Genomic DNA, 23,707 nt, shown 5'->3' with positions numbered 1-23,707 from the left:
TCGTTCGCAGACAGGAGCACCACCATGACCAAGACGCGTGAGTACGGCCGGAGTCGGCTGCTTCGGCTCGCCGTCACCACCACGGCGACCGCGGCGCTCCTCGCCGCCTGCACGACGACATCGGGCGGCGACGACGACAACGCAGGCGGCTCCGGCGGCTCGGGCGAGGTGACGGCCGCCGGCACCTACCCGATCGAGAGCCTGGACCCGCACGGTGCCCAAGGCGCCTCCACGGGAACGCAGTTGGCCGGGCAGGAGATCTTCAGCAGACTCGTGAAACCCGACCCGGACGGCACACTCAAGGGCGACCTCGCCACCTCCTGGAAGCCCAACGGAGATGTCACGGCCTGGACGTTCACGCTGCGCGACGGGGTGACGTTCTCCGACGGCTCCCCGCTCGACGCGGACGACGTGGTCGCCTCCTTCCAGCGGATGATCAGCCTGAACGGCCCCAACGCGGGCAACTTCACAGGCTCCACGATGAAGAAGACCTCGGCCACCGAAGTGGTGCTCAGCACCCCGGCGCCCGACGCGTCCGTCCCCGGCAAGCTCGGCACCTTCTACGTCATCCCCTCCGGTGTCGGCGAGGACGACACCGCCTTCTTCAACGACCCAGTGGGCTCGGGCCCGTTCACCGTCGACGGGTTCACCCCGGGCGAGTCGCTGGTCCTGGTGCCCAACAAGGAGTTCCGGGGCGAGAAGCCCGCGCCGGGCCGGGTCACCGTACGGAACATCCCGGAGCTGTCGGCGCGCATGACCGCGCTGCGCACGGGCGAGGTCGACATCGTCTGGGGCATCCCCGACGACCAACTGGCCTCGCTGGAGAGCGAGAAGGACCTGACGGTGCGGACGGTCCCGAGCAGCGCAGAGTTCACCATGTGGTTCAACTCGTCGACGCCCGCGCTCAAGGACGCCAACGTACGCAAGGCGATCTGGCAGGCGGTCGACTTCAGCACCATCATCAGCGAGCTCTACCCCGAGACCGGCAAGCCGGCCGACGCACCCGTGACCGGCGTCGTCCTCGGCCATGTGCCGCAGCCGCCAGTGGCCCACGACGCGACAGCCGCCAAGGCGGCCCTCACCACCGCCGGCTTCGACTTCTCGAAGAAGCTGCGCCTCCAGTTCGCCAACGCCGAGTTCCGGCCCTTCATCCAGGCGGTCGTCTCGGACCTGAAGGAGGTCGGTGTACTGGCGGAGCCGCTGGAGAAGGAGCAGGCCACCTTCACGGAGGACCTGATCGCGCTCAAGTGGGACATCAACTTCCAGCAGCTGGCCACCCCCAGCTACGACGCGGCCAGCAACCTCGGCCGCCTCTACACCTGTGAGGCCAACAGGAACGGCTACTGCAACAAGGAGTTGGACGGTCTGCTGGCGGCGGCGGGAGCGACGGCCGACAAGGAGAAGCGCACCGACCTCTACGGACAGGCGAGCGCGATCATCTGGCGGGACGCCGTGGGGATGTACCCGATGTCGGTGAGCATCGCGTACGCCTGGAACAGCGACCTGAAGGGCTTCGTCCCCGACGCCAGCGGTCTGCCGGACTTCGCCACCGTACGGAGCGGTGGCTCGTGACCTCCGCCGGCACCGCCCGTCAACGCGGCATCACGAAACCGGCGCCCGCCCCCGACGGGCCGCCTCTGCGGATCGACGGCCTGGTGGTGGAACTGCCAGGCCCGCGCGGCACCCGGGTGCGGGTGGTGGACGGTGTGTCCTTCGACGTGCCACGCGCCACGACCGTGGGGCTGATCGGCGAGTCGGGCAGCGGAAAGACGATGACCGCCCAGGCGATCCTCGGTCTGCCGCCCGAGGGCGCCACCCTGGCGGGCCGGCTGCTGTGGCACGGCGAGGACCTGATCGCGGCCGATCCGGTACGGCGTCGTACGGTACGCGGCCGGGAGATCGCGATGATCTTCCAGGACCCGCTGGCCGCGCTCAACCCGACCCAGCGGATCGGCCGTCAGGTCGGCGAGATCCCACGCCGCGACCGGCTGCCACGCGCCGAGGTGCACCGCCGGGTCGTCGAACTCCTTGACCGGGCCGGGGTGCCGGAGCCGAAGCGGCGGATGCGCGCCTACCCGCACGAACTCTCCGGCGGGCTGCGCCAACGCGCCATGATCGCACTGGCGTTGGCCGGAGAGCCCTCGCTGCTGCTCGCCGATGAGCCGACCACTGCGCTGGATGTCACCGTGCAGTCCCGGATCCTGCGGCTGCTCGCGAACATCCAGGAGACGGAAGGCCTGTCGATGCTGCTGGTCAGCCATGACCTGCGGGTGGTGTCGCATGTCGCCGAGCGGGTCGTGGTGATGTACGCGGGACGGGTCTGCGAGCGCGGGCCCACCCGCGACGTACTGCGCCGGCCCGCCCACCCGTACACCGCCGCCCTCGTACGCAGCGTGCCCGCCGTCAGGACCCGTACCGCGCCGGCCGATCCGCTTCCTGGTGCCCCGGCGACACCCGCGAACCGGCCGGCCGGCTGCGCGTTCCATCCGCGCTGCCCACTAGCCCGCGAGCGGTGCCGCGGGGAGGTGCCGGCGGTGCGTGAGGTGGCGCCGGGGCGCTGGAGCGCCTGCCACTTCGCCGAGGAGGTGGTGGGGTCGTGAGCGGGAGCCAGGGCCCACTGCTCGATGTGCGCGGTCTGCGCGTGCGCTACGGCGGGCGGGGACGGGGCCGCCGGGGCGGTCAGGTCGCCGTGGACGGCGTGAGTCTGTCGGTGGCGCCGGAGGAGATACTCGGTCTGGTCGGCGAGTCGGGCTCCGGCAAGACGACCGTCGCCAGGTGCGTGGCGGGACTGCTCGGGCCCGGCGCGGGGACGCTCACCTTCGACGGCCGGCCCCTCGGCCGCGCGGGACGCAGACCGCCCGAGTTGCGGCGCGCGGTGCAGATGGTGTTCCAGGATCCCCGTTCGTCGCTGAATCCGCACATGACGGTCGCCTCGGTGATCGCCGAGGTCTGGAGCACCCATCCGGTCACCGCGCCCAAGGGCGACCGTACCGAGGCGCTGCACCGGCTACTCGCCGAAATGGGGCTCGACCCGGAAGTGGCGTCGCGGCGGGCGGGGGACCTGTCGGGCGGTCAGTGCCAGCGGGTGAGCATCGCCAGGGCGCTGGCGGTACGGCCCCGGCTGCTGGTGTGCGACGAGGCGGTGTCGGCGCTGGACGTGTCGGTCCAGGCCCAGATCCTGCGGCTGCTCGTCGATCTGCGTGCCAGGCACCGGCTCGCGATGCTGTTCATCTCGCACGACCTGGGCGTGGTGCACCAGATCGCCGACCGGGTCGCGGTGATGCACCGGGGTGTGATCGTGGAGGAGGGCCCGACGGGCGAGGTGCTGACCGCGCCGCGTGACGCGTACACCCGGGCGCTGTTGGACGCGGCCCTGGACCTGGACGACTCGGTGCCGGACGACGGCACCGCCGACGACAAGGCGGTCGTATGAGCGAGGGTCGTACGAAGGAGAGCCGTGCGGCCGAGGAGCGTACGGACGAGAGGCGGGCCGCCGTCGCTCCTGCGGCGACCGGCTGGAACACCTGGGACGTCCGCACGCACACCGGTATGAGCGTGCTGCCGTCCGGACCACGGACGCGGTTCGGCGTGCTTGGCCCCGGAGGCCCCGTACTGGACGGCTTCACCTGGCGTGACGGGCTTGAGCGGCTGGGGCACCACACCGTGGACGGCACCTACGCCGAGGTGACCGTACGGGCGGCGGGCCACCGGCTGCGGCTGGAGTTCGCCGGCGGCCCCGGCGAGGTCCTGCACGCGCGCGCCGAGAGCACGGGCGCCGTCGTACTGTCCGTGGAGGGCCTGGACGGCGTCGACGACCGTACGCCCCGACCGGACCGGGCGGGAGCCGCGTCTGCCGGCACCTTCCTCCTCGCCACCGTCCTTGCGGGCGGCCTCCGTTGGACGGTCTCCGCCTCGTCGCCGGCCCACAGGATCGAGGGCCCGGCGCACGCGCTGGTGCTGGCGTTCGACACACGGCCCGCCGAGCCCGACGACGAGACCGGCAGCCACCCCGGTCCCGTCACCGTGGACGTACGGATCGCGCCGGAGCGCGCGCCCGGCACGGCGGCGGAGACCAGGGACGTACTCGCGGCGCGCCGCGCCGCCACCGACCGCACCCGGCTCCGCTCGGGCGGCTGGCTGGGCGATGCCGCCGCTGCCCTGACCAGGGCCGTCACCTGGAACACCATCCACGCCCCCGACATCGACCGCGTCCTCACCCTGACCTCGCGGGACTTCGTCTGCGCCGAGCGCAAGGGCTTCTACGGCACCTGGGCCCTGCACGCCTGGGACACGTTCTTCACCGGTCTCGCGGCCTCCGCCGTCGACCGGGACTACGCGCGGGGCGTGTTCGGGCAGATCCTTCCGTACGCCGACGCAGCCGGCATGATCCCGAACCGGATCTCGGACGAAAGGGGCCGTACCGACGACCGTTCACAGCCGCCCGTCGGCGCGCTGACGGTGTATCAGGCCTATTTGGCGGGCGGCCTGTCGCCCGGGACCCGCGACACCGCGCTGCTCGAAGACACCTTCCCGGCGCTGCTGGCCTGGCACGACTGGTGGCCCCGGGCCCGCCGGGGGCCGCACGGGCTGCTCGCCTGGGGCTCCGACCCCGTCGCGGGCGACCCCGCGTCAGCGACCCTCGACCGGGCCAAACGGGAGTCGGGCCTGGACGATTCCCCGATGTACGACGAGTCGCTGTACGACCCGGCGACCCACACCATGGACCTGGCCGACGTCGGATTGAACGCTCTGCACATCGCCGACGCCGAGGCCCTGGCGGACATCGCCGGCATCCTGGGGGAGCGCGCGACGGCCGCCCGGCTGCGCACCGAGGCCACGGCGGCGAAGGAGGTCGCCGGCCGACTGCTGTGGGACGGCGAGCGCGGCGGCTACCGCAATCTCACGGCGGCGGGCGAGCACGACCCGCATGTTTCGCCGACGATGCTGTACGCGCTGCTGGGCGGGCTGCCGGAGGCCGGCCGCGCGGCGGCCGTGGCCGCCGATCTGCTGCGCCCCGAAGCGCTGGGCGGCGTACGGCCGCTGCCCAGCGTGGCCCGGAACGACCCCGGCTTCGCGGCGACCTACTGGCGCGGCCGGATCTGGGCACCGATGGCGTATCTCGCCGTGCGGGGGCTGCGGCGCTACGAGTTGACCGAGCTGAGCCGGCCGGTGGTGGGAGCCCTGCTGCGGCTGTTTCTCGACGAATGGCGCGAGTACGGCCATGTCAGGGAGAACTATCCGGCCGTCGACGGGGAGAATCTGACGGGTCTTCAGAAGCGCTCGGACGGACTGATGGCCTGGGGAGGTCTGTTGGCGTATCTGGCCTTCGGTGAACTGGCTGACGCGCGTCCCGACGGCTGGCGGTTCGCCCACCCGGGCGAACCGGCCGAGCTGTGCGGCCTGCCGCTCGGCGATGGCCGTCTCGACGTCCGGGCGGCAGGCCGCCTCACCGTCGCTCTGGACGGAAAGCTCCTGCTGGACCTGGCACCGGGCGTGGTCGTAAGGGGCTACCGGCTGACCCCCGACCGCGTCACCGGGACCGCCGATGGCGACGGCGACCTGCTCGTCACTCCGCCGGGCGGGGGCCCGCCCGTGCAGGTGGACGTACGGGGCGGACCCCGGAGCTTCACATTCGGCCCGGACGGAGGGCCGGCCGGGCGTGCGGCTCCGGCCGCCACCGGCGGTGACGCCGACAGCGCGGGCAACGCCCGGGAGGGGAGCGGCACATGAGCGCGGACACGTCGGCAGCCACCGAAATCCTTGTCGTCGGCGGGGGCCTCGGCGGCGTGGCCGCCGCGCTGGCCGCCCTCGACCGGGGACGGTCGGTCCTGCTCACGGAGGAGACCGACTGGATCGGCGGCCAGCTCACCAGCCAGGGTGTGCCGCCCGACGAGCACGCCTGGATCGAGCAGTTCGGCGCCACCCGCACCTACCGCGCGCTGCGCGAGGCGATCCGCGATCACTACCGGACCTGGTATCCGCTCACCGACGAGGCCAGACGGCGCCGCTATCTCAACCCCGGCGAGGGGCGCGTGAGCGCGCTCTGCCACGAGCCGAGGGTCGCCGCCGCCGTGCTGGACGCCATGGTCGCGCCGTACGTGGCCGCAAGCCGGCTGCGGATCCTGTACGGCCACCGACCGGTGGCCGCCTCCGTGGACGGCGACCGGGTACGGTCCGTGGTCGTCGAAGGCCCGGACGGCACGCGCGTCGAGGTGTCCGCGCCGTACGTCCTGGACGCGACCGAACTCGGCGACCTGCTGCCGCTGACCGGCGCCGAGCATGTGACGGGCTTCGAGTCGCGCCGGGACACGGGCGAGCCGAGCGCACCCGAGGAGGCGGGGCCCGCCAACATGCAGGCGTTCTCCTGGGTGTTCGCGGTCGACCATCTGGCGGGCGAGGACCACACGGTGGACCGGCCGGCCGGCTACGACGGCTGGGCCGCGTACCACCCGCCGCAGTGGCCGAACCGGCTGCTGAGCCTGAGCGCGCCCGACCCGAGGACGCTTCGGACCGTGCGGCGCGGCTTCACGCCGAACGCCGAGTCGGGGCCGGTCGTCGCCGACCAGAGCAAGGACGCGGGCGACAAGGAGCTGTGGGAGTTCCGCCGGGTGGTCTCCCGCAAGCTGTACCGGCCCGGCTTCGTCGCGAGCGATGTCACCATCGTCAACTGGCCCATGATCGACTACCTGCCGGGACCGCTGATCGGGGTGGACGACAAGGAGCGGGACCGTCATCTGGCCGGGGCCCGTGAGCTGAGCATGAGCATGCTCTACTGGCTCCAGACCGAGGCGCCGCGCCCCGACGGCGGCACCGGCTGGCCCGGTCTGCGGCTGCGCGGCGATGTGTTCGGTACGGCCGACGGGCTGGCCAAGGCGCCGTACATCCGTGAGTCACGCCGGATCGTCGCCCGGCGCCGGATCGTCGAACAGGATCTGTCGCTCGCCGTCAGGGGCGAACGCGGCGCGGTGCGTCATCACGACTCGATCGGCATCGGGATGTACCGGATCGACCTGCATCCGTCCACCGGCGGCGACACATACATCGACATCGCCAGCAGCCCCTTCCAGATTCCCCTGGGCGCGCTGCTCCCCGTGCGGCTGCGGAACCTGCTGCCGGTGTGCAAGAACATCGGAACCACCCACATCACCAACGGCTGTTACCGGCTGCACCCCGTCGAGTGGAACATCGGCGAAGCCGCCGGCTCGCTCGCGGCGTACTGCCTCGACAACCGGCTTGATGTCGAGCAGGTGTACGAGGACGGCGCGTGTCTGCGCCGCTTCCAGGACGAACTCACGCGCGCCGGGGTCGAACTGGCCTGGCCCGAGGTCAAGGGGTACTGATGGCCGGCCAGGACAGAGGGGGCGACGTGGAGAGACCGGCCGACGGCCGCGCCTTGCTCGCCGGGGTCATGGTCCCGCTCGTCACACCGATGGACCGGCCGGGACGCCCGTCGGCCCCGGCGGCGGACACCCTGCTCGGCGCCCTGGCGGCGGCGGGCGCCCGGAGCCTCATGCTGTTCGGCAGCAACGGCGAGGGCCCGCTGCTGCCCACGGCCCAACTGGGGGACTTCGCCGCCGGGGTGGCCAAACGCTGGCGCGAACTGACGGGCGGCGGGCCGGTGTTGGTGAACGTCACGGCCCCAGGCACCGCCGAGGCGCTGGCGCGGGCGGAGGCCGTCCTGCCCGCTGCCCCGGACGCGCTGGTGCTCAGCCCGCCGGTCTACTTCCACCACAGGCACGACGAGATCGTCACCCACTACGCGGCCATGGCCGGTCTCGGCGTGCCCGTCGTCGCCTACAACGCCCCCCGCTACAGCAATCCGCTGACCCCCGCCCTGCTCGACCAAGTGACCGAGCTCGCCCACCTCGTGGGCATCAAGGACAGCTCGGGAGATCTCGCGCTCTTCGGCCACGCTCTCGCGGCGGCCCGCCGTCGCGACGACTTCGGGGTCAGCCAGGGCGCGGAGAGGCAGGCGCTCGACGCGCTGCGCCTCGGGGCCGACGGTGTCGTCCCCGGAGTGGCGAATCTGGCGCCCGGGGCGGCCGTCGAGCTGTTCCGGGCCCACCGCGAGGGACGGGACGGCGAGGCGCGGCGCGCACAGCGGGTGATCGACGAGGTGCTGGCGCTGCACACCGTACGACCCGGTGTGCCGGCGGTGAAGGCGGTCCTGGCCGCACGAGGGCTCTGCCCGCCGTATGTCGCGGCGCCCTTCACACCCTGCTCCGACGACGAACGCCGCGCGCTGCTCGACCTGCTCGCTCCTCTCGACGCGCACCTCATACGCGCCTGATCCCGCGAAGGCGCGCGCCCGATCCGGTCCGTGCCGGCTCCCTCTCCTCCGTACCGCCCGAAAGGGGTGGCTCACCATGTCCGACACCGGACCCAAGCGCACCGCCATGAACCGCAGATCCTTCGCCCTCGGCGTCGCCGGCGTCTCGGCGACCGCCGCGTTCGGCCCCGCGGCCCTCGGTTCGGCGGCACACGCCGCCGGCCCTTCCTCCGCGCCCGGTCTGCCGGCCGCGCCCGACCGGCACGGCTCCTTCTTCCATGAGCAGACTCTCTGGGACTCCGTCGCCGGCCCACTCGTGAACTACCACGTCCACGCGCTCGCCGTCCTTCCCGACGACACGATCCTCGCCGTGACCGAGGGCCGCCACGAGGTGTGCGACGCGGGGCCCCGCGATCTGCTGCTGCGCCGCAGCATCGACGGCGGCAGGACCTGGGAGGCGAGCCGCGCACTGGTCACCTCCGCCGACGGCGATTCCTGGGGCAACCCGGCGCTGGTCGTGGACCGCGAGACGCGGGAGGTCTTCCTCTTCTACATGCTCTCGCTCCGGCTCCCGGAGAACACCTCCTGCTCGGGCGACTCCGGCGACCTCTATGTGATCTCCAGCCGGGACAGCGGCAGGACCTGGGGCGAAGTGCGCAATCTGGCGGGGCTGTTCGACGGATTTCCCTACAACTGGGCTTTGCACGGCCCCGGTCCCGGCCATGGACTCCAGCTCAAGTCCGGCCGCCTGCTGCTCAACTGCTCCCACCGCAGGGTGATCGTCGGCAACACCGTGGCCGAGCGTTACTACGGCGTCGCGCCGATCTACAGCGACGACCACGGCGCCACCTGGCGGGCGACCGGCGAGGTGCCCGTACAGGTCAAGTACCCCATGAACGAGGCACGTATGGTGCAGCGCTCCGACGGCACCGTGCTCGTGAACGGCCGCGCGGCGGCGGGCGGTGAAGGACAGCGCATCGTCTCCGTCAGCTCGGACGACGGTACGACCTGGTCCCAGCCGGCGTTCGACGGCGGCACCGGCTCGTTCAACGCGGTGGACGCCGGATTGCTGCGCTACACCGGCGGTCCCGGCAGCCGCGACACCGGCCGGGTGCTGTTCAGCCGCCCCGACTCGCCCGTCAGATACAACATGACGGTGTCGGTCAGCTACGACGAGGGCATCTCGTACCGGTACCGGCGGGTCATCAACGAGAACCGTTCCTTCTACTCGGATCTCGCCCGGCTCTCCGACGGCACCATCGTGCTTCTCTACGGCTGCGACGGCGACCTGGCGAGCGCCCCGCGCCGGGTCAACGTCTGCCGCTTCTCGCTCGACTGGCTGACCCGTGGCCGCGACAGCCTGCGCCGTGGCCCCCGTCACCGGGAGGCGGTCATCGCGCTGGCGGACACGGACCGCGAGGTCACCGGCGGCACCGTGAAAGCCGTCGCCGATCCGCTGGCGCGCCGCGGCGAGCGACTGGTCCTCACCCCCGAACAGGTGGGCGGCGCGGCCGAGTTCACCTTCCGGGTGCCGCGCACCGGGGAGTACGAACTGGTCCTGCGCCACTACCGCTCGGCGGACGGCGCACTGGCCACCGTCACCGTGCCGGGCACCACGCTGCCCGCCTACGTGATCGACACAACGGCGCAGTCGGCGGACGGCTTCGACCTGGCCCGCATCGGCACCACCCGGCTGCGCGCCGGGCGGCACACCATGCGCTGCGAGGTGACCGGCGCCGGCAGGGGCGGCGGGACCGTGCTCGGCCTCGACTCGCTCAGCCTGGTCGAGGCGCCGGGCTCCGCCGACGTACGCGCGGAGGTGGTCGTGGACAACGACAGGCCGGGCTTCGCGGTCGTCACCGGCAGCTGGCCGACGGCGACGGCCGACCCCGGCTTCTGGGCGGGCAACTACCGCACCGCGCCCGCCGGTTCGGGTGAGCGCATGGTGCGCTGGCGTCCGGCCGTGCCGCGGGACGGGGTGTACGAGATCCAGACGTCGTTCCCGCCGGGTGCGAGCCGCGCGGGCAACGCCCCGTACTCCGTCGTCCTCGCGGAAGGAACCACCACCGTCCGGGTCGACCAGCGGATGGCGGGAGCCGCCGATCCGCGCGGCGGCTCGTGGGTCTCGCTGGGCAAGTACCGGCTGCGGGCCGGTCTCGGCACGTCGGTGGAGCTGACCAACGACGCCGACGGCACCGTGGTGGCCGACGCGATCCGGCTGCTGGGCCCGCGCACCTGAGAACCGGTCCGGCCCCGGCCGCTCGCGATCGGGGCCGTGGCGGCAGGAGCGGTTATCGCTCGACCTCGGCCCGTGCCGCCGCGAGGAGTTCGTCCGAGAGCGGGTCGTCGCGCACCGCGCGGGCCAGGATCAGCGCCCCGACCATCGTGCTGAGGCGGGCGAGGCCGTCGTCTCCCTCCTCGTCGGTGGCCATTCGGCGCGCGAAGGCGCGTACCCCTTCGGCGTAGGTGTGCCGGGCCGCGCTGCCGGCGGCGCCGCGCGCCATGTCGACGGCCAGACCCGCCGTGGGGCAGCCGCCGGCCATGTCGTCCCGGTGGGCGGGGGAGAGATAGGTGTCGACGAACGCGCGGGTCGCGGCCTCCTCGTCGTCGACCCTGGGCGTGGCGGCTCGCTCCTCCTCGAAGCTGTCGAACGCGACGGCGGTGGCCTCGTCCACCAGGGCTTCCTTGGAGTCGAAGTGCTTGTAGAAGCCTCCGTGGGTGAGCCCGGCCGCCTTCATCAGATCGGCGACGCTGACACCGTCGGTGCCCTGTTCACGGAAGAGGCGGGAGGCGGTGTCGACGATCCGACGGCGGTTCTCCTGCGCCTGTTCCTTCGATACGCGGCCCATGTGCCACCTCCCGGAATAAATGTTCGATGACATCTATCCTACGCCTCCATGCCTTCCGCTTTTAGATTATGGATGTAATCTAAGTGGGCTGGCGTACGGCCGGAAGAGGCCGTACGCCGTCGACGAAGGGGCAGGACCATGGAACTGAACAACGCCGTAGTGGTCGTCACCGGCGCCAACCGAGGCCTGGGCCGCCGGATCGCCGAGCAGCTGCTGGAGCGCGGGGCCAAGGTGTACGCCGGAGCCCGCCGTCCCGAGACGGTCGATCTGCCCGGCGCCGTGCCACTGCGTCTGGACATCACCGATCCCGAGTCCGTCCGCGCCGCCGCTGCCGCCGCACCCGACGCCACGGTGTTGGTCAACAACGCGGGCATCTCCACCCACACGCCCCTCGTGGCGGGCGAACTCGGCCGGGTCCGCCTGGAGATGGACACCCACTTCTTCGGCACCCTTCAGGTGACCCGTGCCTTCGCGCCGGTCATCGAGGGCAACGGTGGCGGCTCGATCCTGAACGTCCTCTCGGTGCTGTCCTGGTTCCACCCGGCGGGAGTCGGCGCGTACAGCGCGGGCAAGGCGGCGGCCTGGGCCCTCACGAACTCGGTCCGGGAGGAGCTGGAGCCGCGCGGCATCCAGGTGTCCGCCCTGCACGTGGGCTACATGGACACCGACATGGCCGCTGACATCGACCCCGCCCAGAAGATCGACCCGGCGGCCGTCGCCGCCCAGGCCCTGGAGGGGCTGGAGAAGGGCACGCCGGAGATTCTCGCCGACGAGGTGACGCGCCAGGTCAAGCAGGGGCTGGGGGCGGTGACCGGCTGATCCGGGGCCGGCGCCCGTCGCCGCTGCCGCCACCGGCGCCGGTCAGGTCTCCAGGGGCTCGGCGTAGCGCCGGAACTCCCCGCGGGTCCGATGCATGTCCCACAGCGTGTCGGCCAGCACCGCCGGGTCCTTGCGGGGATGGCCGGGGGTGATCGAGCCGGGGATGACGAGCTGCGTCGCGTGGATGTTCTCGTTCGCGAGGGCGTCGTGGAGCATCTGCGCGTACGCGCTCTCACCGGCGAAAGCGATCGAGGTGCCCGCGCGGTCCGGGTGCGGCTGGACGGCGGTGCCGCCGTTGATGAACAGCAGCGTGCCACGGCCGAGCGTGCGCATCCCGGGCAGGATCTGGCGGACGGCCGTCATCGGACCGATGACGGAGAACGCCACCGGTGCCTCGATGTCGGCCGGAGCGGTCTCCAGGACCGGCCTCATGTAGTCCCGGTGGGGGATCGGGCTGTACTGCAGGACCTCGACCGTGCCAAGGTCGGTGGCCGCCGCGTCCAGGGCGGCGGAGAGAGCGGCCGGATCGTGTACGTCGGCGGCGAACCCGCGCGCGTTCACGCCTTCACCGCCGAGTTCGGTGGCGAGGGCGTCGACGTGCTCCTTGGTGCGGGAGAGGAGGGCGACGTCGAAGCCTTCACGCCCGAAGCGGCGCGCCACGGCGCCGCCCAGACCGCTGCCCGCTCCGACGATGGCGATGGTGGTCATAGGGGGTCCTTGTCGTGAGAGGCGGAGGGCCGCACCCGATGCCGCCGCGGGTTCAGCGAGGGACGAGCTTGAGGGTCGCGGCGCGGGCGCCCTCGGCCACCATGGGGTCGACATAACTGTCGCTGTAGCCGCCGTACTTGCTGCGGTAGGCCCGGTCGATCCGGTCGTTGAGCGCCGGGTCGTCCTCCTCCACGAAGGTGACGTCCTTGTCCACGCCGCCCGAGCTGATGTGGCCCGCGTGCCCGGCGGTGGCGGCGCGGAACCAGTTTCCGCCGCGACCGCGGAAGGCGCGTACATGCAGGTCGTCACCCTCGCGGACCACCCAGATGGTCGTCGGCGGGCGCGGTGTGTTGTCGCTGTCGAAGGGGGCGACGAGCAGTTCGTCGGCGTGCTCGATCTTGTTCAGCTCGTCCTTGGTCCAGGTGGCCATGGGTGGTCTCCTTGTCGGCGCGGCCGGAAGGCTCGGCTCGGTGGGGTGCGAGATGTACTCGGTTCCAGACTGGCAACGATGACCCGCAACGCGCACCTCAACGGGCTGGTCCGGACTCCGCGAGACCCGCCGGGCCGAGCCGCGCCCCGCACCGCCGGCCTGCCCGGGAGCGGGTGTCCGCATCCCCTTGCGCGGCTACTCCAGATGGATGAACCCTCCGGCCGTCCATTGCTCAGACGCGTGGCCAGGGCCTTCCGCCGAGCCGTTCGATGTCGGTGTTGAAGCGCTTGAGATACGCGGCGAACGCGGCGATGTCCTCTTCCGGCCACTCGGCCATGACCCGGTTCAGACTCTGCACGATGCCCTCCCGCTCCTCGTCGAGGACACGTACGCCGTCGTCCGTGATGCGGAATTTGCGCGCCATGCCGCCGTCGGGGTCCGGGATGCGCTTCACGAATCCCGCGCGCATCGCCGCCGCCGTCTGCCGGTTGAGGGTGGAGGCGTCGAGTCCGAAGGCGTCGCTGAGCTCGCCGATCGACATCGGTCCCTGCAGCCGGATGCGGCTGAGCAGGATGTACGCGCTGCGCTCCAGTACGCCGTCCTTGCGGCGTCCGCCCTTCTGGTGCAGAAACGTGTGGCGGCTGAGCAGCATCTGCTCGTACTCGACCTCGTGCGTGGCCCCGACCATGCCTGTGTCGCCTCCTGCCTCTCTCGCCGCGCCATTGTCCCATCACGCCGGCACGGCACGGACATCATCTTCTCATGTTTGTGCAGCGTGCACGTAAAGTGCTCGATACACATGATATGTATGATGCACATGTTCGTTTCGGATGAGACAGCCCTAGGAGCCCTCTTTCATGGACGCCCCCCAGCCCACATCCCGCTCGGGCGGTGTGGTCGCGACGCTGGCGCTCGCCGGCACCACGGCCGCGATCATGCAGACACTGGTCACCCCGCTGCTCGCCGATCTGCCCAAGATCCTCAACACCTCGGCCTCGAACGCCACTTGGGTGATCACGACGACGCTCCTGGTGGCCGCCGTCTGCGTGCCGGTCGTCGGCCGCCTGGGCGACCTGCTCGGGAAGCGCCGCATGCTTCTCGTCTGCTCGGTCCCGCTGATCGCGGGCTCCGTGGTGTGTGCTCTCTCGTCCTCCGTACTCCCGATGATCATCGGACGCGGCCTCCAGGGCATGGGAATGGGCATGGTGCCGCTGGGCATCGCCCTGCTGCGTGACGTCGTTCCCACCGAGAAGCTCAGCTCGTCCATCGCCCTGGTGAGCGCCTCCATGGGAATCGGCGGCGGCCTCGGCCTGCCGATCGCCGCGGCGGTCGCCCAGTACGCGAACTGGCGCGTTCTCTTCTGGGGCTCCGCCGTGCTCGCCACGATCATCGCGCTGCTGATCTGGTTCCTGGTCCCGACCGTGCCGGCCGGCGCCAAGGGGCAGCGGTTCGACGCGATCGGTGCGGTCACTCTCGGCGCCGGACTGGTCAGTCTGCTGCTCGCGATCTCCAAGGGCGCCGACTGGGGCTGGAGTTCGGGCACCACGATCGGTCTGCTCGTCGCCGCCGTCGTACTCCTCATCGGCTGGGGCGTCTGGGAACTCCGTACCACCGACCCGCTGGTCGACCTGCGCACCACGGCCCGTCCCCGGGTCCTGCTCACCAACATCGCGTCGATCTTCGTCGGTTTCGCGATGTACGCCAGCATGCTGGTGATTCCGCAGCTGCTCCAGTACCCGGAGGCCACCGGCTACGGCCTGGGACAGTCGATGCTCGCGGCCGGTCTCTGGATGGCCCCCGGCGGCGTGATGATGATGATCGTCTCCCCGCTCGGCGGCAAACTGACCAACGCCTACGGCCCCAAAGTCACGCTCGTCGGCGGAGTCCTGGTCATCGCGGCGGGCTATGGACTCTCGCTCGCGCTGATGGGGTCGGCCTGGGGAATCATGCTGGCCATCATGGTCATCAACAGCGGTGTGGGTCTCGCCTACGGCTCGATGCCGGCGCTCATCATGGGTTCGGTCCCGCTCTCCGAGACCGCGGCGGCGAACAGCTTCAACGCCCTCATGCGCTCCCTGGGAACGTCCGTCGGCGCGGCGGTGATCGGCGTGGTCCTTTCGCAGATGACGACCGAGGCCGGCGGGTTCAGCATCACCTCGGAGAGCGGCTTCCGCACGGGCCTGCTCATCGGCTGCGGCGTCGCTCTCGTCTCCGCCGCGATCGCGGCCGCCATCCCGGCCGTGCGTGCCGCCACCGGCGGCCTGGAGAAGACCCACGCGAGCTCCGAGCCGGAGAAGTCCGCGGTCCAGGCGTGAGAGTGGGGGAGCGGTGCCCGGTGCACCGCTCCCCCGTGCCCTACCGCGTGTGAGGGGCGGTCCGCCCCTGGCGCGGGGTGACCGCCACGCACGCCAGCGCCGCCAGCGCCAGTGGGACCACCATCGCCCAGGGCGCGGACGCCGCGTTCACGACGGCGCTCACGGCCGCGCCGCCGGTAAGCGCGACGAGCCGGGCCAGGGAACCGAGATCCGCACGCCGTCCGCCCGGCGGTCCGACGGCGTGCGTGACCACCTGGGTGAGAGTGCCGGTGAAGTACGTCCCCGGCCCGCTGGCGGCGCCCGCCCCGGCCAGCGCGGCGGACTGCATCCCCATGGCGGCGGAGACCGCGACGAGCACCACATCGAGCCACGGCTGCGCGGGGGCACCGTCGGCCGCGCCCCACCCGGCGGCGACGGCGGCGAGGAGTACGACCTCGACGGCGAGACACCGCACGACCCCGCGCGGCCAGCGCGTCTCCGGTTCCGCCGCCCGGCGCCGGGCGAACGGCACCACGCCCGCGACCCCGGCGATGTAGCCGCCCAGCGCCAGCAGCGGCGCGGCAGGCCCGCCCTCGTGCCCCGTCCCCGTCAGGGACAGGCCCAGAAGCACCAGGTTTCCGGTCATCACCCCGGCGAAGACCTCACCCAGCGCGGTGAACGCCAGCACGTCCACCGCGCCCGAAGCCCCGGCGAACAGGATCAGCGCACCCCACTGGGCGCGCCCCGGACGCACCGGTTCGGTCGTCGACACCCCGTGAACACCGCCTCCGCGTCCGCTGCCCGAAGAGGCCACCAATACGGTGCGAGGACCCGCCCCGCACCACGCCGAGCCGCTGCCACGGGCCCGCTCACCCGTCCGGCGCAGACCCGCCGGGGACGCGGGAGCCGTGTCAGTCGTCCTGCTTGGGCTCCTCCGCGTTGCGCCAGATCGTGAGGTCGACGGTGATGTAGGTCGAGCCTTCGGTGCCGCCCTTGCCGCGGTAGGTCGCCACCGCGATATGGCCCGCGTCGCTCAGCACGCAGAACTGCGATCCGGCGCTGATCTGGTCGAGGGTGATCTTCTCGGTGTAACGGGTCTCCGTGCGGCAGGTCTCCAGGGAGCCCTTCTGCGAGTTGTTCAGCAGGACGAACTTCCCGTTGTCGGAGCCGATCCAGTTGTCCGAGAACACGCCGTCCATGTAGTAGTACAGATCCCTGCCGCCGTAGAGCACGTCACCCTCCTGCGGCCGCGGGGGGTTGTCGGCGAGCATCACCGCGTAGTTCTCCGTCACGTCAATGCCCTTGTACGAGGTCGGCTTCGGGTCGGGCCGCTTCTTCTCCCCGCCCGAGGCGTCGTCGCTGCCCGAACTGTCGGTGTCCGAACCGCTGTCGCTCGCGCGCCCGCCTTCGCTGGAGCTGCCGCTGGGCGACTTCGACTCGTCGTCGCCCGATCCGTTCGGCAGCAGCGACCCGATGACGGCGAGGACGACGATCGCGCCCACGACCGACGCGGTGACGATCAGGCCGGTCCGCTTCGGCTTGGGCTGCTGCGGCGGCACATAGGGGGCGTGGACGACGGGCGGCGGCGTCTGGTAGCCGGGCGGCGGGGTGTTGTAGCCGGTCGGCTGGGTGTGGTAGCCCGGCGGAGGAGTGGGCTGCATCGGGTGGCCGGGCGGCGACACCGGGCCGGGAACGCCCGGCGCGTTCTGCGTCGGCGCGGCGGACGGGGAGAACGCGGTCTGCGCGTACGGGTTGACCGCGCCCGGTGCGGGCGCCCCCGGTGCCGGATTCTGCGGCGAGAACTGGGTCGGCGTCGGCGCGACGGTCGGCTGCGGCGGCGGGGTCTTCGCCGGTTCGGGCAGCCGCAGGCGCTCCGTGATCGATCCGGCGACCGACTGCGGCAGCCAGTCCTCGCCCTGGCGCAGCGGCTCGGGCGAGATCTGGTGGCACAGCTCGATGATCTCCGTCAGGCTCGGCCGGCCGTCCGGGTCGCGCGTCAGACAGCGCGTCACCAGGGGCAGCAACTCGGCCGGCACGCGGCTGAGATCGGGATCCTCGTGCACGATCCGGTAGAGCACGGCGTGCGAGGACCCTTCACCGTAGGCCGGCGAACCGATCGCCGCGAAGGCCGCGATCTGGCCGAGGGCGAAGATGTCGGTGGCGGGGCCGACCGTACCGGCCGCCGCCTGCTCCGGTGCCATGAACGCCGGGGTGCCCACGCTGACCCCGGTGCCGGTGAGCGCGGTGGTCTCCGCGGCGCGGGCGATACCGAAATCGATCACGCGCGGGCCGTCGGAGGCGAGAAGCACGTTGGCGGGCTTGAGGTCGCGGTGGACGATGCCCGCGCCGTGGATGACGTTGAGGGCCTCGGCGACGCCGACGGTGAGCAGCAGCACACTCCGCAGCGGCAGCGCGCCGTGCTGCGCCACGGCGTGCGCGAGAGAGGGACCGGGTACGTACGCGGTGGCCAGCCAGGGCTGTGAGCCTTCGGTGTCCGAGTCGATGACCGGCGCGGTGTAGAGCCCCTGCACCCGCTGCGCGGCCTGGACCTCCCGCTGGAAGCGCCGCCGGAACTCGGGGTCCTCACTGAACTCGGGCCGGATCACCTTGATCGCGATGGGCCGGCCGCCCGGCGTGTAGGAGAGATACACCTTGCCCATACCGCCCGTGCCGAGCACGGCCGCGAGCCGGTAGCCGCCGACAACGGCCGGGTCGCTCTGCTCAAGCGGCTTGAAAAGGTTGGCCGAAGGCGTGCTTGTCATGACGATCATCCCCTGTTTACGGCAGTTCGGCTCCTGCCGATGCCCCCGAAGTCAACCGGGAGCGTATCGACTTTCTTTCAGTGTCCTCACCACGTAGGGCAACAACCCTGCAACAACAGGGCTTTTCCTGGTCGTGTCGCCGCGGCGGGTGCCCGCATTGCCAGGATCCTTCGCGTCGCCTACCGTTGCACCGTGCATCCAGGTGTAAGGCTCGTGACGCGCATCCATGTCGACCTTCTGCGGTCGGCCAGTGCGCTCTGTCTTCGGTCCACCTGACGCCGGCGCGTCGTCGCGTCCGGCGCCGCCCCCGTATCTGATTCGCCCTGGTCCGCCCTCAGTTGGGCACCGGACATCGCGGCGTCATCCCCCTTCCTGTGGCCCCTTTTCTTCTCACCGCGCCATGCCGCGCCGTGGGTTGCCCACTGACGCGGGCCGCCCGCGCGCGGCCGTGCGCGTGATGTCCCACTGAGCGAGCACGGCGGGCAACACCGCCCGCTCGACGGTGAATCGGAGGACCGACATGAGCGACGAATATCTCTGGTACATCCCCAACACGGTCGAGCCAGGCCACCGCGGCGACGACACCACCGACGGCTGGGGCACGCTCGGCTTCTCCACCGAGATCGCCCGCGCGGCGGAGGACCACGGCTGGGGCGGAGCCCTCATCGGTACGGGATGGGGCCGGCCCGACACCTTCACGGTGGCCACCGCACTGGCCGCCCGGACCACCACGTTCAAACCACTGGTGGCGATACGCCCCGGCTACTGGCAGCCCGCGCACTTCGCGAGCGCCGCGGCCACTCTCGACCAGCTCAGCGGCGGACGCCTGTTGGTCAACATCGTCAGCGGTCTCGACAAGGCCGGGGCGTACGGCGACGGAGAGAGCGACCCGGCCCGCCGGTACGACCGCACACGTGAGTTCCTCCAACTCGTACGCAGGCTCTGGACGGAGGAGAACGTCACCTTCCGGGGCGAGTTCTTCGGTGTGGAGGGCTCCACCGCGAGCCCGCGCCCGTACGGCGCCGAGAACGGCCGTACCCCCAGGCTCTACTTCGGCGGCGCCTCGGCCGCGGCCGAGGCGGTCTCGGCCACCGAGGCGGATGTCCAGCTCTTCTGGGGCGAACCGCTCGACGGCGTGGCCGAGCGGATCGACCGTCTCAGGAAGCTCAGTGAATCCCTCGGCCGTACCCACGCGCCGCTGGAGTTCGGACTGCGCATCACCACGCTGGTCCGTGACACGAGCGAGGAGGCCTGGCGCGACGCCGAGGCCAAGGTGGACCGGTTGGCCGGCATCCGTGACACGACGCTGGACAACGGACGGCGTCAAGCCGTCGGCCAGCAGCGGCTCTACGACCTCGCGGAGCGCGGAGAGGTGCTGGACTCCTGCCTCTACACCGCCCCGGGACGGGTCGGAGGCGGTGGCGCGGGTACCACCTGGCTGGTCGGCTCCCCGGACGAAGTGGCCGCCGCGCTGCGGAAGTACGGAGAACTCGGCATCACGCACTTCGTCCTCTCCGACACCCCGTACAGGCCCGAGGTGGCCCGCATCGGCGACCAACTGCTCAGCCGGCTCCGGGAACGCGCCCCGGTGGCCTGACGGCGCCCCGCGTCCCATGCCCCAAGTCCCGCTTCCCCGCGTCCCGCCGGCCGCACTCCGCTGACCCGCGCCTCAGCGGGGCAGCGGGCGCCGCAGGGCGCTGCGGCCGGCGCGCCACGCGTCCAGCAGGCGGGCCGCCAGCCGGTCCTCCACGAGCACGGTGGCCCGGACCCCGAAGGCGACATCGGGCTCCAGATGCGGCTCACCGGCCAGCAGTCCCGCGACGACCTCCCGCCGGACGACCTGTTCGTGGACGGCGTCGGCCTCCACGTGCTCGTCGTAGAAGTGCTCGGCTGCCGGGCCCGCGCCGGTCCGGCGCATGGCCTGCGCCAGCCGCCGGGACCCCGGGGACGACGTCACCTCCACCACCGCGAAATGGCCCACGAGGGCGCCCCGCAGCGCCCGGTGCAGTCCGAGCGTGGACATCAGATTGACGGAGGCCAGAGCCTCGGCGGGGGTCACGTCCACGTAGTGGCCGTAGCGGATCTCCAGATCCAGGTCCGCCATGAGATCGGCGAAGAGCCGTGCGTGGATGGACTCCGGGTGGCCGGCGCCGAACTCGTCGAACTCGACGGCCACCATGCCCGCCTTCGCCCTGCCGTGCAGCCGGGGGAGCACCCAGGCGTGCGGGTCGGCTTCCTTGAGGTGGTACGGCGAGCGCAGCGCCGCGTACTCGCGCAGCTGCTCGCGGGTGCCTTCGCGCTGAAGGAAGTGGGTCATGCTCGTCGCGTCGTGGCCCAGGGGCTCGACGAGCAGCCCGGCCAGCGCTTCGTCCGCCGTATCGCCCTCGCCCGGAGCGACGGCTTCCCGTACAGCGCCGAGGAACCGGTCCTCCAAGCGGCGGCGTACGCGCAGCAGGTCCGGGTCCCACTCCCGCCGGTCGTCGATCCCGTCGAATCCCTGGTAGTGCAGCTCGTACAAGACGTAGAGAGCCAGTTGCAGATCGTCACCGAAGGGGTCAGCGTCCGCCATGGACTCCGGCGGGAGCGCGACGGCCGTTCCGTCGCGCAGCGCCGTGCGTACGGAGGCGGAGACCGCGCCCCGTTCTTCCGGCAGCGGCGGACTCAGCGCGCGTGACTCACGGTACGTCGTCACCACCGGGCCCTCCCGCCTCCGGGGCCTCGTCATCGGCTCCGGAGGCGTCCGCCGGGCCGGAGCGCTCCGCCCCGCGCACCCGGCGGCGGTGGCTCGCGTCGCACCACGGGTAGGAGCGGCTGCGGCGGCAGACACACAGGGCGACGACGAACCGGTTCGACACGCAGATGTTCCCGGCTCCGTCGACCGCCTCCACGGGGCCCTCCACGAGGACCGGCCCGTCGCGGCCGACCGAGACACGGCGCGGACGCGGACGCGGGTGTTCGGACGAGTTACGCACCGTTGACCACCAGCTTTCCCTTGTCCGCCGTGCCGCGGCAGGCCCGTGCGCCGTACGAGCACGACCCCCGCACCTTCCAAGCTCCCCCGAAGGGGGCTGACGCACCACCCGGGAGCCCGTGGAGGCCCGGCCCCACATGAAGAATTCCTCATCCCGGCTTCATGCTGGTGCCTGTCCCGGTCGCCAGGATGGGCGGCATGGCCTTCTCGATTCGTCTCGCGGCCCTGGCGGCCGTCGTCGCCGTCCCTCTGGGGATCGCCGCTACCAGCTACGCTATGACCGACAGTCCTGAGGCGCCCAAGGTGCCCCCCGGCGTACAGCTCGACGAGACGTCGAGCGGCACACCGGGCGACCGTGGGAGCAGCGGACCCGGAGAGCCTTCGCCCACCGGCTCGCCCACGGGTCCACCCACCGGTTCGCCGGGCGGCCCACCCGGCGACGACATCGTGCCAGGACCGTCCACCGGCGACGGTGACGACGACGATGACGACGACTTCGGTGATGACGGTTGACCTTCCCAGGATCACCGCCCGCGTGCGGATCCTGTTGTGGCTGCTCGTGGTGATGGCCGTGGCCCTCGGCGCGGTGGCCGTCACGGTGCGCTCGATCCTCCACCGGGACGTCGAACACCGGATGGGCGAACTGCTGTCGCAGGAGACGGGCGAGTTCGCCAACTTCGTCGAGCAGGGCGTGGACCCGGAGACCGGCCGGAGCTTCGGTGACACGCGAAGGCTGCTCCAGACCTTTCTGCGGCGTCAGTACGCGGACAGGGACGAGGAGTTGCTGGGTCTGCCCCACGCCTCCGCGGGCCGGCCCGACGTCATCCGGCAGCGCCGCGACTTCCCCGACCGCGTAGCCCTGTGGCGGGACGACGCCGCGCTCACCCGGATCCTGGCCTCCAAGGACTCCTCCGGCACCCTGCACCGCGCGCACGGGGAGGTGCGGTGGGCCAAGGTCACCATCCGGCCGCTCGGTGACGCCCCGCCGGGCGCCTTCGTGGTCGCGCTCCACGCGGACCGCGAACGGGCCGTCGCCGACAAGACGTTCTGGACCCTGCTGGCCCTGTCGGGCATGGCGCTGATCCTGGTGAGCGGCATCGGGTGGGCCGTCGCCGGCCATATCCTGGCGCCGGTCCGCGTCGTACGGAAGACCGCGGCCGAGCTGACCGAGCGGGATCTCACGCGCCGTATCCCCGTGGAGGGACGCGACGACATCGCCGCGCTCGCCGAGACGTTCAACGGCATGCTCGACCGGCTGGAGCAGGCGTTCGCCGCGCAACGGGTCTTCGTGGACGACGCGGGACACGAACTCCGTACCCCCATCACCATCGTGCGCGGGCATCTGGAGCTGATGGGCGACGACCCGGCCGACCGCGAGGAGACGATACGGCTCGTCACGGACGAACTCGACCGGATGAGCCGCATCGTCGAGGACCTGCTGCTGCTCGCGCGCGCCGAGCGCCCCGACTTCGTCCGCCCGGAGCCCGTCCAGCTCGCGGAGCTGACCGCCGACGTCTTCGTCAAGGCGCGGACCCTCGGCGAGCGGGAGTGGCTGCTCGACGCGGTCGCCGACCGCGAAGTCCCGCTGGATCCGCAGCGGATCACCCAGGCGATGGTCCAGCTCGCGCAGAACGCCGTCCAGCACACCGTGCCCGGCCAGCGCATACGGATCGGCTCACGGACCCACGGCGAGCGGATCGAGCTGTACGTCGCCGACAACGGCCCCGGCATTCCACCGCAGGACGCCGAGGTGATCTTCGAGAGATTCCGGCGCGGTACGGCCCGCCGGGGCACCCGCACCAGCGGCGCCGGACTCGGACTGGCCATCGTCAAGGCGATCGCGGAAGGCCACCACGGCCGGGTCGAACTGCGCCGCACCGACGGCGGCGGCGCCACCTTCGTACTCATCCTGGAGACGGGCTCATGAATCGCATTCTGATCGCCGAGGACGAGGAACGGATCGCCTCCTTCGTGGAGAAGGGGCTCCGGGCCAACGGCTTCACCACCGCCGTCGCCGACGACGGCGACTCCGCGCTGCACCACGCCGTGTCCGGCGGATTCGACCTGGTGCTGCTCGACATCGGCCTGCCGGGGCGGGACGGATTCACCGTCCTGCGGGAGATGCGCGAGGCACGCGTCACGCTGCCCGTCATCGTGCTGACCGCCAGGGACTCCGTACGCGACACCGTGGCGGGACTCGAAGGCGGCGCCGACGACTGGATGACCAAACCGTTCCGCTTCGAGGAACTGCTGGCGCGGGTACGGCTCCGGCTGCGTACGGCGGCGCGCGCGCCGGAGGTCACCATGCTGCGCAGCGGCAGCCTCAGTCTCGACCTGAGGACGCGGCGCGCACGGGCCGACGAGCGGACCGTGGATCTGACGGCACGTGAGTTCGTGCTGCTGGAGATGTTCCTGCGCCATCCCGGCCAGGTGCTGTCGCGCGAGCAGATCCTGTCCCATGTGTGGGGCTACGACTTCGACCCCGGCTCCAACATCGTGGACGTCTATGTGCGGGCGCTGCGACGGAAGTTGGGGGCGGAGCGGCTGGAGACGATACGGGGGATGGGCTACCGCATGCCGTGAGCGCGAAGTGCCCGACCGGACG

Annotated in this window: 23 protein-coding genes; 14 read left to right on the top strand and 9 right to left on the bottom strand. The window is 71.7% G+C overall.

Annotation, left to right across the window (positions count from 1 at the left end):
- Positions 1–24: 24 nt before the first annotated feature.
- The 7 genes from ACFWV8_RS21520 to ACFWV8_RS21490 all read left to right on the top strand — a co-directional run bounded on the left by ACFWV8_RS21520 (position 25) and on the right by ACFWV8_RS21490 (position 10,508).
- A complete protein-coding gene (locus tag ACFWV8_RS21520) occupies positions 25–1,572 on the top strand; it encodes an ABC transporter substrate-binding protein (protein WP_384204395.1) in 1,548 nt (515 codons plus the stop codon).
- Positions 1,569–2,600 (top strand): ABC transporter ATP-binding protein, encoded by a 1,032-nt coding sequence (locus ACFWV8_RS21515; protein ID WP_384204392.1) that lies wholly within the window; start codon positions 1,569–1,571, stop codon positions 2,598–2,600. The genes ACFWV8_RS21520 and ACFWV8_RS21515 overlap by 4 nt, the downstream gene beginning before the upstream one ends.
- Positions 2,597–3,433, top strand: coding sequence for an ATP-binding cassette domain-containing protein (locus ACFWV8_RS21510; protein ID WP_384204389.1), 837 nt, complete (start codon positions 2,597–2,599; stop codon positions 3,431–3,433). Before ACFWV8_RS21515 ends, ACFWV8_RS21510 begins: the two co-directional genes overlap by 4 nt.
- Positions 3,430–5,730, top strand: a complete 2,301-nt coding sequence (locus tag ACFWV8_RS21505; protein ID WP_384204386.1) for a trehalase family glycosidase — start codon at positions 3,430–3,432, stop codon at positions 5,728–5,730. Before ACFWV8_RS21510 ends, ACFWV8_RS21505 begins: the two co-directional genes overlap by 4 nt.
- Positions 5,727–7,340 (top strand): FAD-dependent oxidoreductase, encoded by a 1,614-nt coding sequence (locus ACFWV8_RS21500; protein ID WP_384204383.1) that lies wholly within the window; start codon positions 5,727–5,729, stop codon positions 7,338–7,340. Before ACFWV8_RS21505 ends, ACFWV8_RS21500 begins: the two co-directional genes overlap by 4 nt.
- Positions 7,340–8,290, top strand: a complete 951-nt coding sequence (locus ACFWV8_RS21495; protein ID WP_384204381.1) for a dihydrodipicolinate synthase family protein — start codon at positions 7,340–7,342, stop codon at positions 8,288–8,290. Before ACFWV8_RS21500 ends, ACFWV8_RS21495 begins: the two co-directional genes overlap by 1 nt.
- A gap of 76 nt (positions 8,291–8,366) precedes the next feature.
- Positions 8,367–10,508 carry an exo-alpha-sialidase gene (locus ACFWV8_RS21490; protein WP_384204378.1) on the top strand — a complete coding sequence of 714 codons (2,142 nt, stop codon included), beginning with the start codon at positions 8,367–8,369 and terminating at the stop codon, positions 10,506–10,508.
- A 52-nt stretch (positions 10,509–10,560) separates the two neighbouring features.
- On the opposite strand, the gene ACFWV8_RS21485 is transcribed toward ACFWV8_RS21490, so the two are convergent.
- Positions 10,561–11,118 (bottom strand): TetR/AcrR family transcriptional regulator, encoded by a 558-nt coding sequence (locus tag ACFWV8_RS21485; protein WP_384204375.1) that lies wholly within the window; start codon positions 11,116–11,118, stop codon positions 10,561–10,563.
- Between the two features lie 138 nt (positions 11,119–11,256).
- Between ACFWV8_RS21485 and ACFWV8_RS21480 the strand changes: the two genes are divergently transcribed.
- Entirely contained in the window at positions 11,257–11,937 is a 681-nt protein-coding gene (locus tag ACFWV8_RS21480; protein WP_384204372.1) for an SDR family oxidoreductase, read from the top strand.
- Positions 11,938–11,979: 42 nt separating this feature from the next.
- Here ACFWV8_RS21480 and ACFWV8_RS21475 read toward each other — a convergent pair whose 3' ends face one another.
- From ACFWV8_RS21475 to ACFWV8_RS21465, 3 genes are all read right to left on the bottom strand, one after another.
- Positions 11,980–12,645 carry an SDR family NAD(P)-dependent oxidoreductase gene (locus ACFWV8_RS21475; RefSeq protein ID WP_384204369.1) on the bottom strand — a complete coding sequence of 222 codons (666 nt, stop codon included), beginning with the start codon at positions 12,643–12,645 and terminating at the stop codon, positions 11,980–11,982.
- Between the two features lie 52 nt (positions 12,646–12,697).
- The gene (locus ACFWV8_RS21470) at positions 12,698–13,075 is read right to left on the bottom strand and encodes a DUF2255 family protein (RefSeq protein ID WP_384204366.1); all 378 of its coding nucleotides are present in this window, start codon (positions 13,073–13,075) and stop codon (positions 12,698–12,700) included.
- A gap of 232 nt (positions 13,076–13,307) precedes the next feature.
- Positions 13,308–13,763, bottom strand: a complete 456-nt coding sequence (locus ACFWV8_RS21465) for a MarR family transcriptional regulator (protein WP_329377637.1) — start codon at positions 13,761–13,763, stop codon at positions 13,308–13,310.
- Between the two features lie 169 nt (positions 13,764–13,932).
- Between ACFWV8_RS21465 and ACFWV8_RS21460 the strand changes: the two genes are divergently transcribed.
- Positions 13,933–15,390, top strand: coding sequence for an MFS transporter (locus ACFWV8_RS21460; RefSeq protein ID WP_384204363.1), 1,458 nt, complete (start codon positions 13,933–13,935; stop codon positions 15,388–15,390).
- A 40-nt stretch (positions 15,391–15,430) separates the two neighbouring features.
- On the opposite strand, the gene ACFWV8_RS21455 is transcribed toward ACFWV8_RS21460, so the two are convergent.
- The gene (locus ACFWV8_RS21455; protein WP_384204360.1) at positions 15,431–16,141 is read right to left on the bottom strand and encodes a YoaK family protein; all 711 of its coding nucleotides are present in this window, start codon (positions 16,139–16,141) and stop codon (positions 15,431–15,433) included.
- A 139-nt stretch (positions 16,142–16,280) separates the two neighbouring features.
- A complete protein-coding gene (locus ACFWV8_RS21450; protein WP_384204358.1) occupies positions 16,281–18,140 on the bottom strand; it encodes a serine/threonine-protein kinase in 1,860 nt (619 codons plus the stop codon).
- Positions 18,141–18,170: 30 nt separating this feature from the next.
- Here ACFWV8_RS21450 and ACFWV8_RS21445 point away from each other — a divergent pair, with 30 nt between their 5' ends.
- On the top strand, positions 18,171–18,407 hold the full coding sequence (locus tag ACFWV8_RS21445; protein ID WP_384204355.1) for a putative leader peptide: 237 nt from the start codon (positions 18,171–18,173) through the stop codon (positions 18,405–18,407).
- A gap of 114 nt (positions 18,408–18,521) precedes the next feature.
- Here ACFWV8_RS21445 and ACFWV8_RS21440 read toward each other — a convergent pair whose 3' ends face one another.
- The gene (locus ACFWV8_RS21440; RefSeq protein WP_384204353.1) at positions 18,522–18,653 is read right to left on the bottom strand and encodes a hypothetical protein; all 132 of its coding nucleotides are present in this window, start codon (positions 18,651–18,653) and stop codon (positions 18,522–18,524) included.
- Between ACFWV8_RS21440 and ACFWV8_RS21435 the strand changes: the two genes are divergently transcribed.
- On the top strand, positions 18,652–19,728 hold the full coding sequence (locus tag ACFWV8_RS21435) for an LLM class flavin-dependent oxidoreductase (RefSeq protein ID WP_384204350.1): 1,077 nt from the start codon (positions 18,652–18,654) through the stop codon (positions 19,726–19,728). The genes ACFWV8_RS21440 and ACFWV8_RS21435 overlap by 2 nt on opposite strands.
- A 72-nt stretch (positions 19,729–19,800) precedes the next feature.
- Here the strand turns inward: ACFWV8_RS21435 and ACFWV8_RS21430 are convergent, their stop codons facing one another.
- Together ACFWV8_RS21430 and ACFWV8_RS21425 are read right to left on the bottom strand one after the other, a co-directional pair.
- Entirely contained in the window at positions 19,801–20,823 is a 1,023-nt protein-coding gene (locus ACFWV8_RS21430; RefSeq protein WP_384204347.1) for an iron-containing redox enzyme family protein, read from the bottom strand.
- Positions 20,807–21,103, bottom strand: coding sequence for a CDGSH iron-sulfur domain-containing protein (locus ACFWV8_RS21425; protein ID WP_384204345.1), 297 nt, complete (start codon positions 21,101–21,103; stop codon positions 20,807–20,809). The genes ACFWV8_RS21430 and ACFWV8_RS21425 overlap by 17 nt, the downstream gene beginning before the upstream one ends.
- Positions 21,104–21,300: 197 nt before the next feature.
- Between ACFWV8_RS21425 and ACFWV8_RS21420 the strand changes: the two genes are divergently transcribed.
- Genes ACFWV8_RS21420 through ACFWV8_RS21410 form a run of 3 tightly spaced genes read left to right on the top strand, consistent with a single transcriptional unit; the run spans position 21,301 to position 23,685 of the window.
- Positions 21,301–21,615, top strand: a complete 315-nt coding sequence (locus ACFWV8_RS21420) for a small hydrophilic protein (RefSeq protein ID WP_384204342.1) — start codon at positions 21,301–21,303, stop codon at positions 21,613–21,615.
- Positions 21,605–23,029, top strand: a complete 1,425-nt coding sequence (locus ACFWV8_RS21415; protein WP_384204340.1) for an ATP-binding protein — start codon at positions 21,605–21,607, stop codon at positions 23,027–23,029. The genes ACFWV8_RS21420 and ACFWV8_RS21415 overlap by 11 nt, the downstream gene beginning before the upstream one ends.
- A complete protein-coding gene (locus ACFWV8_RS21410) occupies positions 23,026–23,685 on the top strand; it encodes a response regulator transcription factor (RefSeq protein ID WP_329377618.1) in 660 nt (219 codons plus the stop codon). The genes ACFWV8_RS21415 and ACFWV8_RS21410 overlap by 4 nt, the downstream gene beginning before the upstream one ends.
- Positions 23,686–23,707 lie beyond the last annotated feature (22 nt).

It is taken from the genome of Streptomyces sp. NPDC058665 (assembly GCF_042714995.1).
Lineage (GTDB): Bacteria > Actinomycetota > Actinomycetes > Streptomycetales > Streptomycetaceae > Streptomyces.
This window is presented reverse-complemented; position numbering and strand designations above follow the sequence as displayed.